This window comes from Spirillospora sp. NPDC047279, from assembly GCF_040643285.1.
In the GTDB taxonomy this organism is placed as follows: Bacteria; Actinomycetota; Actinomycetes; order Streptosporangiales; family Streptosporangiaceae; genus Spirillospora.
This window is the reverse complement of the sequence record NZ_JBEYUA010000034.1, coordinates 1-15128: the sequence shown is the minus strand read 5'-3', so window position 1 is coordinate 15128 and position 15128 is coordinate 1. Positions and strand designations below refer to the sequence as shown.

Genomic DNA, 15128 nt, shown 5'->3' with positions numbered 1-15128 from the left:
AGCTCGAAACGGCGTCCCGGACCCAACGGCAGCGTTACAGATCACCGAGAGTGACGGGCACAGGAGCGAACCTTCTCCATGATCTGGAGAGGGATGGGAGATCATCTTTGCGTTGAAGGGGGCTCAACGGTGCTGAACGGAGCTCAACGAACGCGCGTGAGCTGCACAGATAGCTCACAGGGCAGGTCAGGGGTGATCGTGGATTACCTTGACACGGTAGAGGCCACTGGTTCAATCCCAGTATCGCCCACCACCAACACCCAGCTCACAACCCCGGTCACCACCCACGGTGACCGGGGTTTGATCGTTTGACCGTGCCCCGACCGTGAGACGCGCCGTCAGCCGACCGGGAATCGGACACCGGCGCGGGTGACGGCCAGGGCGGCGAGCGCGGTGTCGTCGGCGTCCGCCAGCGTGTGCAGGTACCGCTCAGTGGCGCGCAGGCTGGCGTGCCCGAGCCTTTCCCGAACGATCTGCACGTCTGCTCCCCCGGCCAGCACCCAGGACGCATGCGCATGCCGCAGATCCCGCACCCGCACCTTGCGGCCGATCCCAGACGCCCGCACCGCCGGATCCCAGATCCGCTGCCGGAACCAGTCCCGCGGCATGTGCCCATCAGTATCCAAGCCTCGCCCGCGCCGCGGCCGATCCTTACCTTCCGCCCGCCGCACATGGATGCACAAACACCACCCGGTCGTTCAACGCCGTGGTGAAGATCGAACTCAGCACCGTCCGGCACCGCTGCACCGTGCCCGCCGACCGCCCCTCCCCGCTGAGATGGCTAAGAAAGTTCCGCACGTGGGAGGGCAGGATCTCGGCCATGCGCATCGGCCCGAACTCCGGCAGCAGATATCGCTCGATCATCCCGGTGTACGACTGCCGCGTATTGGTCTCCATCCGATGGTTCGGCAGCCACTCACCCATCACATAACGCGCGAACGACCGCCGACCACGCTGCAGATCCACCTGCCGCCCCCGACCCACCTCAGCCTCCGCACGACGCCACGCCCGCACCGCCTCCCGCCGAGTCGCGAACGTCCCCGCCGAACGCCCGCCCCCGCACATCCCAGAAATACGCCGTGAACCACCGCTGACCATCCCTACGACACCGCACCCGCACATACCCCATCGCCCTCACCACCCCTAGATCAACCATCCCGGACCTCGACCGTGACACGACCGTCGACCACGCCGCACCCGGCAACCACCCCTCCCACTCAACGCAGGACAAGCCCGCCTCGCAGCGGCCCATGCGCCAGTGCACCCAGCCGTGCCTGTGTTCAATTCCAGCGAATCGCATCACTGAGCACGAGATGAGACCCAGGTGCTGAGCCGACGAAAAGGCTCGAACAAGCGTCACGGGGCATCTGAACCGCCACGTTCCTACTGTCGACGTTCGCCGCTGTAGTAGCTGCGCGGACGCAGAGCAAGGGGCTCAGCACGCCAGCTGGACGCGGTGGCGTTGCTGGCCGCTCGGGACCATGCGGCCGAGCAGAGCGGACGGTCGCGGACTGTGCTACGAGCACAGCCGATCCGTAATCTCAGCGGCGTAGAGTCCCGTCATACCCTTCGCGTCTCGGCCCGGAGCCGCCGTGTATCTGATCGCGACTCGGACGATGCCAGCAAGGGAGTGTCCTTGCCACCGTCGTCGTGCCCGATCAGGTCGGTGATGCGCGTTGAGACATCGTGTAGCAGCGTTTCGGGCGCTATTGGGGCGGCGGCGATCGCTGAAAAGAGCGCAGGTAGGCCGTGCAATGGATACGAGTCGCCCTCGCCACCGTCCATGGCTAGCTTGCCGAGCGGATGGCGTAGCAGCGAGGTGCGTGAGCGAACCCAGGCGGTCTTCACCTCTTCCGGCGAGGGCACCCCGAAACCGTGACCGACTGGCGCCGCGTGCCGAAGCCTGACCAAAGCGCTGTCAGTGAATTCGGCGGCGAGCTTGCACCTTTGGGTGAGGTCGTCGCGCACAAGTTCGTCGATCCGCGTCATGACCGAGCAGGGGGTGCGGCAGCGGGCTGCGCAGTCACCGAGCGCCTGGGCGACCTGGCTGTGCTGGCGGTCCAGGTAAGCCCGCCAGCCCTGCTCCGGCTCGGTCGAGACCCGCAGCGTGCGTTCGCACGCCGAGCGTTCCGGCCTGGTGTGGTCGCATTCCCGGACCGCGCCGGGTTCGACCGGAACGCCGAACCGGCTACCCTCGCCGCTCACCGAGGCGCCAATCAGCGCCGGGTCCCCGGCATGCCCCAGCACCGACTCCCAGGCCAGCATCGGCAGGTATTCGCTGGCGATGTGGACGGCGGCCACCAGCGCATTCATGTCTCGGCGCTTCCAGCTGACCTCGATGACCTCCAGCATGAGCGCATATGCGGGGCGCAGGCTGGTGAGTGCCCCACGCGGCTGTTCCTCTGGTGCCTGCGGCATTTTGCTGGCGCGCGCCCGGTCGAGCAGCTCCTTGGGCAACTCGCCGACGGCTTCGGGCATGCCGAAGTCTTCCGCGTCCATGTCCAAGACGCGTTGCCCGAAGGCGCACAGTGCAGCCAGCGCCTGGGACGCCCTCCATGAAAGCAATCCGCCGGGGCCCACGAGCGCTTCTAGGTCTCCGAACGCGTACCGGCCGGCAAGCAGGTGCATGATTTCCAGGGCACTGGTGCGAGCGTCGCCACCGGAGGCTGCCGACGCGCCGCCTCTGGCGGCGATGTCGCCGTTCGAGTTCAGACGCGGCAGAATGTCCATCTCTTCGGTGCCAGCAGGGACATTCGTGCCGTCGAGATCCCCTGCCTCCAGGTCGTCCAGCTGCTCTTCAAGTTCCTGGCAGCGGACGACAGCGTGAGCCTCACGCTCACGGGCCAAGTCCAACTGATCTCGGAAATCTGCGATCTCCTCGCGGAGATATGCCGTCTCATCACCGAGCCACAAGTACTCTCGCTGCATCCGAGTGCGATCTTCGTCCCAGGCTGCGCGCAACCGTTCCCGCTCGGATTCCAACTGCTCAACCTGACGCGTTCGCTTGACCACCTGTTGCTCGAGATCGTTGGCGTAGCGTGTGGCCTCTCGCAACCGGGCTTCGGTCAGCGCCAGTTCGTCATTGACGACACGCAGCCGATATTCCTGAGGATGGGCCGCCTCCAAGGCGTCCAGCTGAAGCCTGACCAGATGCTCGCGCACCTCACGAGTCACCGGCTTGTCGACCATCGCGAGATAAGCCAGCACCTTATCGAGGAACCAGCCTTCGCGGGGCACCCGCCGGCCGTTCAGATACCGCGAGACGGTCCCCTTGTCGATCATTGGGTGAAGACGCGCGAACCGGCTGATGGACAGGCCAGTCGCCGCGAACAACGTCCGCAGTTCGGTAACCCACGCCAGAGTCGGTGCGCTCAGGCCGGAGTCCAGAGCGCTCCAACGCTCCTCCGGCGCGGGAACGATGTCAGCCACGCCACCATCATCAACGGCGCGCCGTCAGGGCGTCACGCCGTCATCGCGCACTGGCCGTTGCCATTTACGTGCAACCCCCGTTGCGGTGTGGTTCAACAACCGTCCGCTCTGGCTTGCTGGGACCACCAGCCCCGCGCCCCGCTGCACTCGGGGGCGCGCACGTTTCCAATGGAGTCCAACGGAGGCATCATGCCTTGCCCGCGATCCCCATCGCTGCTCACCGTCAGGACGGCCTTGATCTTCCTCGCCGCGCTCGTCGTGGGATGCGGCAGCGGTGGTCTCATGTTCTGGGCCACCGGTTCAGTCCCCTCAGCTCTGCTTGCGGGACTCGGCGCGACCGGCGGCGCAATCGGCCTGTTCAACCGGATCATCGAGACAGAGCCCAAACCCGCGACTGACGAGCGAGAATGACCTCGATCGGCCTTGAACCGTCTCAGAGTTGAGCACCGACCTCACCAATCAGTAGCGACGTTCAGTCTGCCAGGGAGTGGGTCCAGTCGGCATCGAAGGGTCCTCAAGGTGTCCGAACGCTGGGAGGAAGTTCACTCCGCAGTCGGGCGTGATCGTCCCTCTCACTACGCACCCCATCAGCGATCTTTGCTCTTGCAAAGATTGCACGTAAGGTGCCGATCCCGATCGAGGGTCAGCCAGGCGCCGTCAGCGGCATGAGTGTTTCTTTGTCAGTCTCCAGGCCTCCCCTAGACATCAGCGTCGTGATCGAAGCCGGAGCAGCTCAATCGCCCCTGATCGTGGACGCCAGTTGCTGTGCGGCAGCGGTCAGCGTGGTTGGTCGCTTCTCGTATCCGGCCGGGCTGATTAACGCCCCAGGGTCGGGGTGGCCGCGGTGGCTGCTGGGAAGGCCGGCCAGCCGGACGCCGCCAAGCGAGGCGGCCTGGGCGCTGGTGGGATGGCCGCGGGCGGGCAGGGCCTGGGGTTGCCGCGTGGCTGAACGCGAGTTCCCGCACGGTTCCCGTTCGTCCATGTGGGTGGTCGGCGGTCGTCAGCGGAAGGCTCGCTTGAGAGTGAAGAAGGCGTCTCGTTGGATGCCGGGGGCGGTCCATTCCACGCGGGCCTCGCAGCTCGCGCTGTCCACGCGCCGGAACGAGAGGGTGAACCTGTCCGGGTCCTTTTCGGTGACGTCGGTGGCTGGGAAGTCGGGCAGCCTGACGAATCCCTGTCCTGACGACACCGTGGTGGTGCGGTCGCCCAGCCGTGCCGTCACCTGGACTCTCGCGCCTTCGCAGGCTGTCAGGCTGATGCTGCCGCCGAGGTTCTGGACGGGGAGGCGGGATGCGGCCCCCTTCACGGCGAACCCGGTCCATGTCGCCGAGTTCGCGGGAATGACCCAGGTCAGCACCTCGGCCTGGGTTCCCTGGCAGTCCGGGGCGGCGCACCCGTCGGCCGGTACCTGCGAGCGTTCGGGAGTCTCGCCGGAGTCGTACTTCACGAAGTCGACCGAGTTGAAGATCGCCAGCACGCCCAGGACCAGCGAGGTCGCCAGTGCCAGGACCGCCAGCCGGTGCATCGGCGTGACGCGGATCCTGGACGGCGGTGCGGGAGCGCGGCGTTCCTCGGCCTGGTGAGCCGCGTCGGCCAGGTGATCCTGGAGCTTGACGTGGCGGAACTGGTGCACGGCGCCCGCGCGCCGCAGGACGCCGCGCTCGTGCGCGTCGTCGATGAACGCCAAGAGCCGGAACGGCAGGCGGCCCGTCGACGCGAACCACAGGCGGCTCAGCTGATAGGAGCCCCACGCGCTCATGAAACAGGTGGCCAGGCCGAAGGTGGCGGCCGACAGCAGCCCGTAGGTGAGGACGGCCGACGGCCGGGAGGCGCTCAGGCCGTAGCCGAGCATGCCGAAGATGAGCAGGCCGACGGCGGACCCGGCCAGGAGAGTCCACATCGCCGTCAGACCGCGATGGCGGCGCAGGATCGAACGCGGATCGGTGATCCGGCTCTCGTCGACCACCACCTCCGACCAGTGGAACACCGCCGCCGCGACGCCCGCCGCTCCGACCGCGAGCCCGCCGACGATCGCGGACAGGCTGCCGAACGAGGCATGGAACACCCACCACGACCCCGAAGCGGCCAGCACACCGACAACGGGCCCGACGATCAGTGATCTGATCCGCCACCACGCCAGGTCGCGTGTGCGCTGCCAGTCCATTTCGCGGGCGAGGAACCGCAGCCACCGCAGGGCCCGGTCCTCGGAAGGGCCGCCAGGATGAAAGGGCGAGTACACGGCCGGGATGAACCGGTCGAGCAGGCGCCGCTCCACCGCCCGACGATCGGCGAAAGCGGTGGTATCGAGCAGCTCTCCCGGGTCGCTGGAGGGATCCTTGTACACATCGCGCAGCAGGCCCACCATCAGCGGGGTCGACAACGCCTCCGCCAGTGCCCCCTCCGGCTCGTCCCGCAGACGCGCGAACACCTCGGTCCACCGCTCGTCGCCGTCCAGGTAGGCCTGGCTCAGGTAGCCGATGGCGTTCTCGATCTCGACCGGCTCGATCTCGACGACGGCGGCCCGGCTGAAGAAGCTGCCGGAGACGGTGACGGCGGCCTGGTACTCATCGCTCCGGCAGGTCACCACGAGCGGGCGCCCGCCGGCGACGGAACGGTCGATCGCCTCGATCGCGGTCGCGTGCAGGGCCGCCGACATCTCGTCGAGACCGTCCAGGACGGGCAGGACCCTGCCGTGCTCGATCAGCCGCGCCGCCAGGTCCGCGCCGTGCCCGCGCCGGTGCCCCTGGCCGCCGGCCAGGAAGGGATGGTCCTCGATGAGCCGGCGCGCCATCCAGGTGTGCAGGTCGGTGCCCGGATGCCACGACGACAGCGAGAAAATCACCGGGACCGGCTCGCCGTCCTCCGCCGTGTCGAGCAGCTCCAGCACGAACAGGATCGCCATCGCGGTCTTCCCCGCCCCGGGCTCCCCCAGCACCACCAGCTGGCGGGCCGGCAACCGCCGGAACGCGGCAGCGAGTCCATCGCCCTCCCCACGCAGCCGCAGCCTGACAGGCCGCCCCGCCAAGAGGGAGTCACCCAGCACCGCCGACGCCGACGCCTGCACCGGACGCCTCGTGGTCGACCAGCGCAGCCGCAACGGCGCCGAACGCCGCAGCTCACGAAACGCCACCTCGCGCTCCCATTGGGCAGCGACCCCCGAAGCCAGCCGTTCGGCCGCCTCCTCCAGATCCGCCACCGGCGCCGCCGACACCTCGCGGTAGAGCATCCAGCCGAACGAGACGAGGGCGAGCACGACGCTGATCGGCCCGGCGAGCTTGTCCGAACGATCGATCCCCTGCACCACGAAGAAGGCGGCGACACCGACCACGGCAGCCACGACCACGACCAGAACGACCCGCCGCGCCGCCGCCGTCGACCTCACGTCCACGCCACCACACTGGAACGATCATCGATCACGCCCGCCACCATATGACGCCAAATAACATCATGGGCGAACATCGGACCCGGAATCCCGACCCGACCCGCCCGGCTCCGGGTGGTGAGCAATGCATCGCCCCGATCGTGACCAGAACTGCTCACAGCGTGATTCCGGGCCATCGGGGCCGCGCAAGGGGCAGCGTCCCGCAGCCGTTGTTGACGCCGGTGTCCTGCTCGAACAGCCACCGGCGCACCCAACGCCCGGTCGTCGGCAGAGCAGCGCGTGATCCGCGGCAGATCCGGACGTTTTGACGCGTGCGGAGCCGGTCGAATGCCTGCGTTCCGCTCGGGGGCGCTGGGTCCAGCGCACTCTGGTGCGAGGAGTTGGCGCTCTTTCTGTGCTGGTGCTGCGTCCTGTTGGGTGGCGGCGGCACGACCGCCGCGGGGACATCGGGCGGCCGCGGTCGTCAGTGGACGCGGGCGGAGTCTGGTTGGGATGCCGTCGCGGTTTCGACTTCGGCTTGGGGCTGGCTGTCTTCGTCGTGATCAGGGTGGTGGTGCTTGCGGCTCAACAGCTCCTTTGCCTGCTCGTGGTCGAAGTCCTTCTCCCACTTGCCGATGACGATGGTTGCGACGGCGTTGCCGAGGACGTTGATGAACACCCGGCCCTCGTTGAGGATGCGGTCGATGCCCACGATGAGCGCCAGCGCGGCGACCGGGACGGTGCCGATGGAGCTGACCGTGCTGGCCAGGATGATGAAGGCGCCGCCGGCGATGCCTGCGGTGCCCTTGCTGGTGAGCATCATGATGCCCACCATCACCAGTTGTTGCTGCCAGGACAGATCGGTGTTCGTCGCCTGGGCGAGGAACAGGAACGCCATGGTCAGGTAGACCGCAGATCCGTCGAGGTTGAAGGAGAAGCCGGAGGGGATGACGATGCCGACCACGGGTCGTCCCACACCGAGGTCCTCGAGCCGCTTGATCAGTTGCGGGAGGACGGCCTCGCTGGAGCAGGTGCTGAGTGCGATGAGCAGCTCGGTCTTCAGGTAGCGAATCAGCCCGAAGAGGCTGAGTCCGCAGGCCCTCATGACGGCGCCGAGGACAAGCAGCACGTAGAAGACGCAGGTCAGCGTGAAGAGCAGGATCAGGTATCCGAGTTGCCGCAGACTCTCTGCGCCGTTGGTCGCGACGACCGCGGCCAAGGCGCCGAAGGTACCCAGGGGGGCGAGCCGCATGACCCACCCGACGATGCGGAACACGACTGCCTGGAGGGCGTTGATGCCGTTGACCAAGGGCTTGCCCTGCTCGCCGCTCATGTTCAGGGCGACTCCGAAGAGCACCGAGACGACGAGCGCGGCGAGCAGGTTGTCAGAGGTGATCGCGCCGAGCAGGTTGGTCGGGATCAGGTTCGAGACGAATGCGGTGAAGCTGGCGTGCACCTCTGTCGAGCCCTCCGGAATGGCTCCGGTGTCCAGTGAGGAAGGGTCGACGTTCATGCCGTCTCCGGGGCGGAAGATGTTGGCGACCGCCAGCCCGATCAGCATCGACAGCAGGGAGAGGACCACGAAGTAGCCCAGGGCCTTGCCGCCGATCCTCCCGGCCTTGCGCAGGTTGTCCATGGACGCGATGCCGGTGACCATGACACAGAAGATCACCGGGACGACGATCATCTTGATCAGGCCGATGAACCACTCGTTGAGGGGCGCCATCTTGGCGGCCACGTCGGGCGCGACCATCCCGAGGGTGATGCCGAGGACGGCGGCAACGATGACCTGGATCCACAACTGGCCGGCCAGGTGCCCGAATCGCGAGCGCGGAGCTCGGCCGTTGATGGTGCGGTTGTGCGGCGTGCTGGTGGGGTTCGACATAACGGCTCCTATCGCTGCTCTGTCCGCACGCCTACGCGTGGAGGTCGCGCAGGACCTTGTGGAAGTTGGCCTTGCCCTCGAACCCGATGCCGGGTCGGTCGTCGAGGGTGACTCGGCTGTTCTCGACGACCGCGTCGTCGGCGAACCCGCCGGTGGGCTGGAACTCTCCGGGGTAGGACTCGTTGCCGCCGAGCTTGAGCGCCGCGGCGATGTGCAGGGAGAACTGGTGGCCGCCGTGCGGGATGCAGCGGCGCGAGGACCAGCCGTGCCGGGCCAGCATCTCCTGGATCCGGCGGTACTCGACCAAGCCGTAGCTCAGGGCCGGGTCGACCTGGATGTAGTCGCGGTCGGGCCGCATGCCGCCGTACCGGATGAGGTTGCGGGCGTCCTGCAGTGAGAAGAGGTTCTCGCCCGTCGCGATCGGGCCGCGGTAGTGCTCCGACAGGGTCGCGTTGAGGCGGTAGTCGAGCGGGTCGCCGACCTCCTCGTACCAGAACAGCCCGTAGGGGTCGAGTGCCCGGCCATAGTGCAGAGCCGTGTCGAGGTCGAAGCGTCCGTTGACGTCGACCGCGAGCCGGGAGCCGTCGCCGTCCAGAACCTCGATGACCGCCTCGATGCGGCGCAGGTCCTCGGCGAGGTCGGCGCCGCCGATCTTCATCTTGACGACGTTGTAGCCGGCGTCGAGGAAGCGCCTCATCTCGTCCTGGAGATCGGCGTAGGACTTGCCGGGGGCGTAGTAGCCGCCGGCGGCGTAGACGAAGACCGAGTCGTCGGGGTCGCCGTCGCCGTACTTGTCTGAGATCCACTTGTAGAGCGGGACGCCGGCGATCTTGGCGGCGAGATCGTGCAGAGCCATGTCGACCACGCCGACCGCGACGGACCGCTCGCCGTGACCGCCGGGCTTCTCGTTGCGCATCATGGCGTCCCAGGCGATCGACGGGCTCAGCTCGCCGGTCTCGTCCAACAGGCTTTCGGCAGGGGCCTCCATGAGGCGGGGCAGGATCCGGCGCCGGAGAATGTCGCCGGCCGAGTAGCGACCGTTGGAGTTGAAGCCGTAGCCGACCACCGGCTCACCGTCGACCACCACGTCGCTGACCAGGGCCAGGATCGAGCAGTCCATCGTGGAGAAGTCGATGAACGCGTTGCTCATCGACGAGCTGATCGGGATGACGCCCTCATGGGCGGAAACGATCTTCACGACCTGTCCTCTCGTAACTTATAAGTTGTGAGATGTGACGTCGACCATAAGTGTGACCGCCGTCATAACGCAACAGGTCTTATAAGAAATATGCGAGGATGGGGGTCATGACGACGTACACGTTCACCAGCAAGGCCGACGTCGCCTACGCCCAGATCCGTCAGCAGATCCTGGACGGCACCCTTGAGGCCGGCTCGAAACTCGCCCAGTACGACCTCGCCGCCTCCATGGGCATCAGCATCACGCCCCTGCGCGAAGCCATCCGGCGACTCAGCGGCGAAGGGTGGATCGTGCTGGACAACCACCGCAACGCCCGCGTCGCCGCTCTGGACCTCGAACAGGCTCGGCAGATCTTCGAGGCACGCCGCGCGCTGGAGCCCGCCGCGATTGCGCTGGCGGCCGTACGCCGCACCGACGCCGACATCGCCAGAATGACGGCCGCGCTAGAGAATCTGCTGCCGGTCACCCGAGAGTGGGGTGAAACCGCCGTGGCCGCGCACCGCGAGGTCCACCAAGCGCTCTACCACTCCTCGCACAGCGACGTCATGGTCCAGATGCTCGACGACCTGTGGGACAAGTCCGACCGATACCGCCGGATCGGACTGCAGCTTCCCCCGGGCGGAGAGCCGCGCACCCGTGACTTCAACGAGCACCACCAGCTCGTCGACCTCGTGATCGCAGGCGAAGCCGACGCGGCCGCAGCCTTGATGATTTCTCACATCGACCACAGCCTGACCGCAAGCGCGCTCGAGCAGGAGGGGTAGGGGTTGGCCGAAGAGGACCCGCAAATCGCGTTCGGGCGCGGATGTGTCAATCTCTGCCGCGGAGGTTCCTGAGCTGCCAGCTATCCCCCTCCGCCCTGCACGACCACTGCGGGCATCTAGCGATCACGGTCGTTGCCATCAGGTTGCGACCGTGGCTGTCCTGTGGATCAGCGTCTTCGTCAGGCCGCTCTGAGGCTCGCGCTCCCTCAGCGGCAAATGAGTTTCTCGGCGGCCTGCACGGGTGGTGTGGCGTACTGCGGGGTCCGGCCGTGGTGTCGCTGCGTTGTCCGGACGGTGCCGGGACCGCCTGCTCAGTGGCCGTTCGTGTCGTCGCCGGGCTCGTTGATGAGGAACATGGCGTGCGCTGCGATGATCTTCCAGCCCGTCCGGTCGGCACGGGTCCAGGTGCGGGTGTAGCGCATCCGGGCGGTTATCGGCTGGCCGCCGACCGTGCCTTCCAAGGTCCCGAGGAACCAGGTGACACCGGCGTGCTCGGTGGCGAGCACCCGCAGTTCTTCCTCCTCGACACGGCTCAGTACCTGATGGCCGGTCTTGTGCGCGCTCAGGTCGTCCTGCTTGGGGACAGATTCCCGTCGGGGCCGGTGAACCACGCCTGGTCGTCGATCAGCTCGGTCAGCGCGTCGACATCGGAGGCCAGCTGGGCGGCTTGAAGGCGCCGTTCGGCGGCGCGGAGGCTTTCGATGTGATCATCGTTAGGCCCGGGGCAGGACTCACCCATGACGCCTGGACGGGTTCGGCGTCCGGCCCGGGACGCTCCACCGTGGTGAGCATGCCGCGTGGCTTCCAGACGACCCGATCTCCGCAGCCCCCGAACATCCGGACATCGGCAGACCAGTGGGTTCTGACTCTTGGCTCTTGGTTAGGTGCCGGAGGCCATGTAGGCGGCGAGGATGTAGTTGGGGTGTCGGTCGAGGTTGTTGCGGGCTCGGTCGTAGCGCATGGTGGTGCGCGGGTCTGCGTGGCGTGCGGCGATCTGGACGTCACGCAGGTCGACGCCGGCGTCGAGCATGGTGGTCACGAACGTGTGGCGGAGCATGTGCGGGTGCATCCGCGGCAACCGGACAACGGATTCGGCCGCGAGCCGGCGCAAGCGGCGGGTGGCGGCATGGCGATCCATCCGAGCCCCGCGAGTGTTGAGCAGGATCGGCCCGCCGGTCCGGTCGCCGATGGCGCGGTCGATCGCTCTGCCCACCGCCGGTGGAAGCGGCACCAGCACGATCCGGGTGCCCTTGCCGACCACCCGCAAAACCCGGTGCCCGTGCTCTTCGCCCAGGTCGTCAATGTCGGCCTGGGTTGCCTCGAAGATCCGCAGCCCGAGCAAGCCGAGCATCGCGACCAGCGCGAAGTCGTTGGGGTTGGCCGATGCGCGTGCGGCCGACAGCAGGGCCTCGAACTGCAGATGGGACAACCCGAGCGTGGGCGATTCGGGTGGGACGTTGGGGCGGCGGACATGGTCGGCGGGCGAGTGTTCGAGATCCCGTCGATCACGCAGGTCCGGTAAATGCCCACCACTACCGAGAGACGCCGGGACACGGTTGAGGGCCGGAACCGGCGGATCTCCTGAAGCCATCGCACATACATCTCCACATGCGCACGCTGCACCACCAGCGGATCCAGGCGCCGCTCAGCGCACCAGGCCAGGTAGATCCGCAGATCCGACTCGGTGTGCATACGCGAGTCACCCTTGTACCGGGCCAGGTAGGCGACCGTCGCCAACCGCAGGACGTCCCCACCCGCGACTGCCGCCGCAGGCGCTGCTCCCAAGAGGTCATCGAACGAAGTCATTCCTGTGACGCTGCGCCCGCATCCGGTTCGAGGCCAGACCGACCACACGCGGCATGAGCGTGCGATCGGGGTCGTTTAGGTGACGTGGTCAATAGCGAGTTCCGGCAGTCCGGCGGCGGTGACTGCCGGGTTTCGCTTGTGTGCTGCGTTGGACTGGAGGGTGATGGGGTCGTTACGGTGTGTCGGGTCTAGTGATCTTGGTCTGGGCGTCGGCGATCAGGTTCGCCGCGTGTGGGCCGGCGGCGTAGCGGGCGGCGTCGATGGTGTCGGTGGCCGCGGCGAGCGGGTCGGGGTTGGTCGCCCGGTGCAGGGCGAGCCAGACCCACCGGTGTTCGCCGTCGTGGAGTTGGGACCGGCGGGCGCGCAGGTGCGCGTCGGGGGTCAGCGTGCGGGCGGCGACGCTGGCGGCGATCTCGGGGTCTTCGCCGAGCCCCGCGTAGTGGGCCGCCTGCATGGCGGCCCACCAGGCCAGGTCCCGCAGCATTGGTTCAGATAGCCCGGCCAGTGTTTCGGCGGCGGGGCCGAGCGGGTTGCCGGGCTGCGGCCGTCCCGGGTACAGCGTGGGCAGGTCTGGCACGATTCGGAAACCGATGTCGGCGGCCTCGATGCGGGCCAGGTCTTCGGCGGTGATGCCGTGGCCGGTGAATCGCTGCACTGCGACCAGGCCCATCATGTGCTTGCGGCGGTGGTGGTCGGCGAAATCGAGGTCGGCGAGCATCGCGGTGATCTGTGGTGGCGCGTCGATGTCGCCGAATGGTTCCTCCGACAGCAACATCTCGCCGTTGTCGGCGAACGACAGCCGGGTCACCGCGTTGACGTTCCAGTACATGCTGGCGGCCCGCCCGCCGGCGGATGCCCGAGTCAGCACGGGTGCGGTCGAGCCCTGCCAGCCGTTGTACTCGACGGCGAGGACGGCGCCGCCGATGTCGAGCACCGCGACGTACGGATCGATCGACTGCCGGCGCATCAAGTCCTCGCCGATGGTACGCAGCGACTCCGGTCGGGCCGGGTCCGCGTTGAAGGCGCGCAGCACGTCCGCGACGTCGGTCCCGGTCACCACCGTGACCGTCGCGGCCTCGGACAGTGCGCTGTTGCGCAGCCACCGGTAGGCGGTTTCGGGCCGTTCGGGCCGTGCCGGCTCCGGCTCACCGCGCAGCCGGTGACCGAGCCGGTCGGCGCGGGCGTAGACGGTCTCGGGCGCGGCGGGCGCCTGCCACACCACCAACTCGTAGTACTCGGCTTCGTCGGTGTCATCTCGACCACGGGCGTGTACCCGCAGCCGGTAGTCGCCCGGCCAGGGTGGGGTGACCCTGCGCAGATGCGGCTCGACCGCGTGAGGTCCGACCACCGAGGCGCCGCCAAGGGCCGCTCGCCAGCTGACCTCGACGATCTCCTCCCAGCCGGTCGCGACGTCCGGCGGTGGCCCGTCCAGAACGCTCAACAGGACCCCGACCTGCCCAGTCTGAACGCCGGTGCGGATCACCGCACCGCCCGGAACGACCGCGACCAGCCCGTTGCCTCCGAAGTCGACATCGGGGACCCACCTTCTTCCAGCAGCGCGAACCGGTGCCCCGACACCGCTGCCCGTCCGCTGGACCGGCGGGGCAGCAGGTACTCCTCCCTGACTTTGGCGAGCACCGCTGCGGCATAACCGGGCGGCATCGGAGTCTCGCGCAGCAGCAGGACCGCGGTGCCGATCGCGACGCCGAGCACCGCGGGTGGTTGGGTAGCCCAGGGCTGGACGCCCACCCCGTGCAGCACAGCGGCGGCAGTCGACACCGCCAGTGCAAGCTGTGCCGCGCCATGCGCCGCGGCCACCCCCGGCTCGTCGGTGATCTCAAGCCCCACCGCCAGGAGGGCGGCCACGCGAGGGTGGGTGGCCAGCCGGCGGGCCAGCGCAGCGACCAGCAGCACCGCGCCCGGCCGGACCCGGTCCAGCATGGCCGCCGCGTTAACCGCCTCACTCGTCCCGGACATCCTCACCACACCGAAGCTGCCGCTGAACGGCTCCTCCAGGAGGCCGGCCAGGTCCGGAACGCCGACCAGGTCCAACTCCGGCACGGTCAGTTCCAGCGCGCCGAGCAGGCGTTCGATCAGCAACGGCGGCAGCGAGCCGAGCGCGTCCCGCACCGGGGAATCGCCCGCCCCCGGCCGGCCACCGGAGCGCAACTGAGCCCCAGCCCGATCCCCGACGGCCGACCCACGGACACGCCACATGTCGTCGGAGATCGCCCGCAGCCGCCCGAGCTCGGCCGCCGGTGCCGGCGGAACGCGGGCGACGACCAGCGGCATCGCCGCGGCGACCGGCCCGGCCAACTCCTCCAGCACCGCATCCGGAACCTCGACCACAGCACCCCCGACCACCAACACATACAAGACGGACGAAACCCTAGTTCAGCCGTCCGACACAACCGCCTGCTGACACCACAAGCTCACAATGGACGGGTCAGGACGACAACGCCCCACGTCGACCGCCCCGACACCCATGCCATCCTGAACAATTGGCGGCACGCCGCACACTCATCGACACGAATGCACGATCGTGGCAGATGAGGGCGTCTTGCGCGCACCTTCCTTCTCTCGGCCGGAGGGAGCTTGTAACTCGTAGTGTGTAAAGTTGATCTTGGTGTGGGTCTGGTTGTCTTACCTGATGCGACCTGGGTAGGCAGCGGCGAGTTCGTTCAG

At 67.9% G+C, this 15128-nt stretch carries 13 protein-coding genes; 2 read left to right on the top strand and 11 right to left on the bottom strand.

Annotation, left to right across the window (positions count from 1 at the left end; all coding sequences use genetic code 11):
* Positions 1–338: 338 nt before the first annotated feature.
* The 3 genes from ABZ810_RS46500 to ABZ810_RS46490 form a co-directional block, all read right to left on the bottom strand.
* Complete coding sequence (locus ABZ810_RS46500) at positions 339–608, bottom strand: tyrosine-type recombinase/integrase (RefSeq protein ID WP_358414875.1); 270 nt, start codon at positions 606–608, stop codon at positions 339–341.
* Between the two features lie 43 nt (positions 609–651).
* Complete coding sequence (locus ABZ810_RS46495; protein ID WP_358414872.1) at positions 652–966, bottom strand: N-terminal phage integrase SAM-like domain-containing protein; 315 nt, start codon at positions 964–966, stop codon at positions 652–654.
* 594 nt (positions 967–1560) lie between these two features.
* Complete coding sequence (locus ABZ810_RS46490; RefSeq protein ID WP_358414869.1) at positions 1561–3429, bottom strand: hypothetical protein; 1869 nt, start codon at positions 3427–3429, stop codon at positions 1561–1563.
* Between the two features lie 234 nt (positions 3430–3663).
* Here ABZ810_RS46490 and ABZ810_RS46485 point away from each other — a divergent pair, with 234 nt between their 5' ends.
* Positions 3664–3840, top strand: a complete 177-nt coding sequence (locus ABZ810_RS46485; protein WP_358414866.1) for a hypothetical protein — start codon at positions 3664–3666, stop codon at positions 3838–3840.
* A 589-nt stretch (positions 3841–4429) separates the two neighbouring features.
* On the opposite strand, the gene ABZ810_RS46480 is transcribed toward ABZ810_RS46485, so the two are convergent.
* The 3 genes from ABZ810_RS46480 to ABZ810_RS46470 form a co-directional block, all read right to left on the bottom strand.
* Complete coding sequence (locus ABZ810_RS46480) at positions 4430–6817, bottom strand: hypothetical protein (protein ID WP_358414863.1); 2388 nt, start codon at positions 6815–6817, stop codon at positions 4430–4432.
* A 457-nt stretch (positions 6818–7274) separates the two neighbouring features.
* Complete coding sequence (locus ABZ810_RS46475; RefSeq protein WP_358414860.1) at positions 7275–8675, bottom strand: cation:dicarboxylase symporter family transporter; 1401 nt, start codon at positions 8673–8675, stop codon at positions 7275–7277.
* A gap of 31 nt (positions 8676–8706) precedes the next feature.
* Positions 8707–9873, bottom strand: coding sequence for a mandelate racemase/muconate lactonizing enzyme family protein (locus ABZ810_RS46470; protein WP_358414857.1), 1167 nt, complete (start codon positions 9871–9873; stop codon positions 8707–8709).
* 107 nt (positions 9874–9980) lie between these two features.
* Here ABZ810_RS46470 and ABZ810_RS46465 point away from each other — a divergent pair, with 107 nt between their 5' ends.
* Positions 9981–10637, top strand: a complete 657-nt coding sequence (locus ABZ810_RS46465; protein WP_358414854.1) for a GntR family transcriptional regulator — start codon at positions 9981–9983, stop codon at positions 10635–10637.
* Between the two features lie 311 nt (positions 10638–10948).
* On the opposite strand, the gene ABZ810_RS46460 is transcribed toward ABZ810_RS46465, so the two are convergent.
* The 5 genes from ABZ810_RS46460 to ABZ810_RS46440 form a co-directional block, all read right to left on the bottom strand.
* On the bottom strand, positions 10949–11248 hold the full coding sequence (locus ABZ810_RS46460) for a nuclear transport factor 2 family protein (protein ID WP_358414851.1): 300 nt from the start codon (positions 11246–11248) through the stop codon (positions 10949–10951).
* Positions 11200–11376 (bottom strand): nuclear transport factor 2 family protein, encoded by a 177-nt coding sequence (locus tag ABZ810_RS46455; protein WP_358414950.1) that lies wholly within the window; start codon positions 11374–11376, stop codon positions 11200–11202. The genes ABZ810_RS46460 and ABZ810_RS46455 overlap by 49 nt, the downstream gene beginning before the upstream one ends.
* Positions 11377–11517: 141 nt before the next feature.
* A complete protein-coding gene (locus ABZ810_RS46450; RefSeq protein ID WP_358414848.1) occupies positions 11518–12228 on the bottom strand; it encodes a tyrosine-type recombinase/integrase in 711 nt (236 codons plus the stop codon).
* A gap of 387 nt (positions 12229–12615) precedes the next feature.
* Positions 12616–13884: a DUF6461 domain-containing protein gene (locus ABZ810_RS46445; protein ID WP_358414845.1), complete on the bottom strand. Its 1269-nt coding sequence runs from the start codon at positions 13882–13884 to the stop codon at positions 12616–12618.
* 38 nt (positions 13885–13922) lie between these two features.
* Positions 13923–14792 carry a hypothetical protein gene (locus ABZ810_RS46440; RefSeq protein ID WP_358414842.1) on the bottom strand — a complete coding sequence of 290 codons (870 nt, stop codon included), beginning with the start codon at positions 14790–14792 and terminating at the stop codon, positions 13923–13925.
* Positions 14793–15128 lie beyond the last annotated feature (336 nt).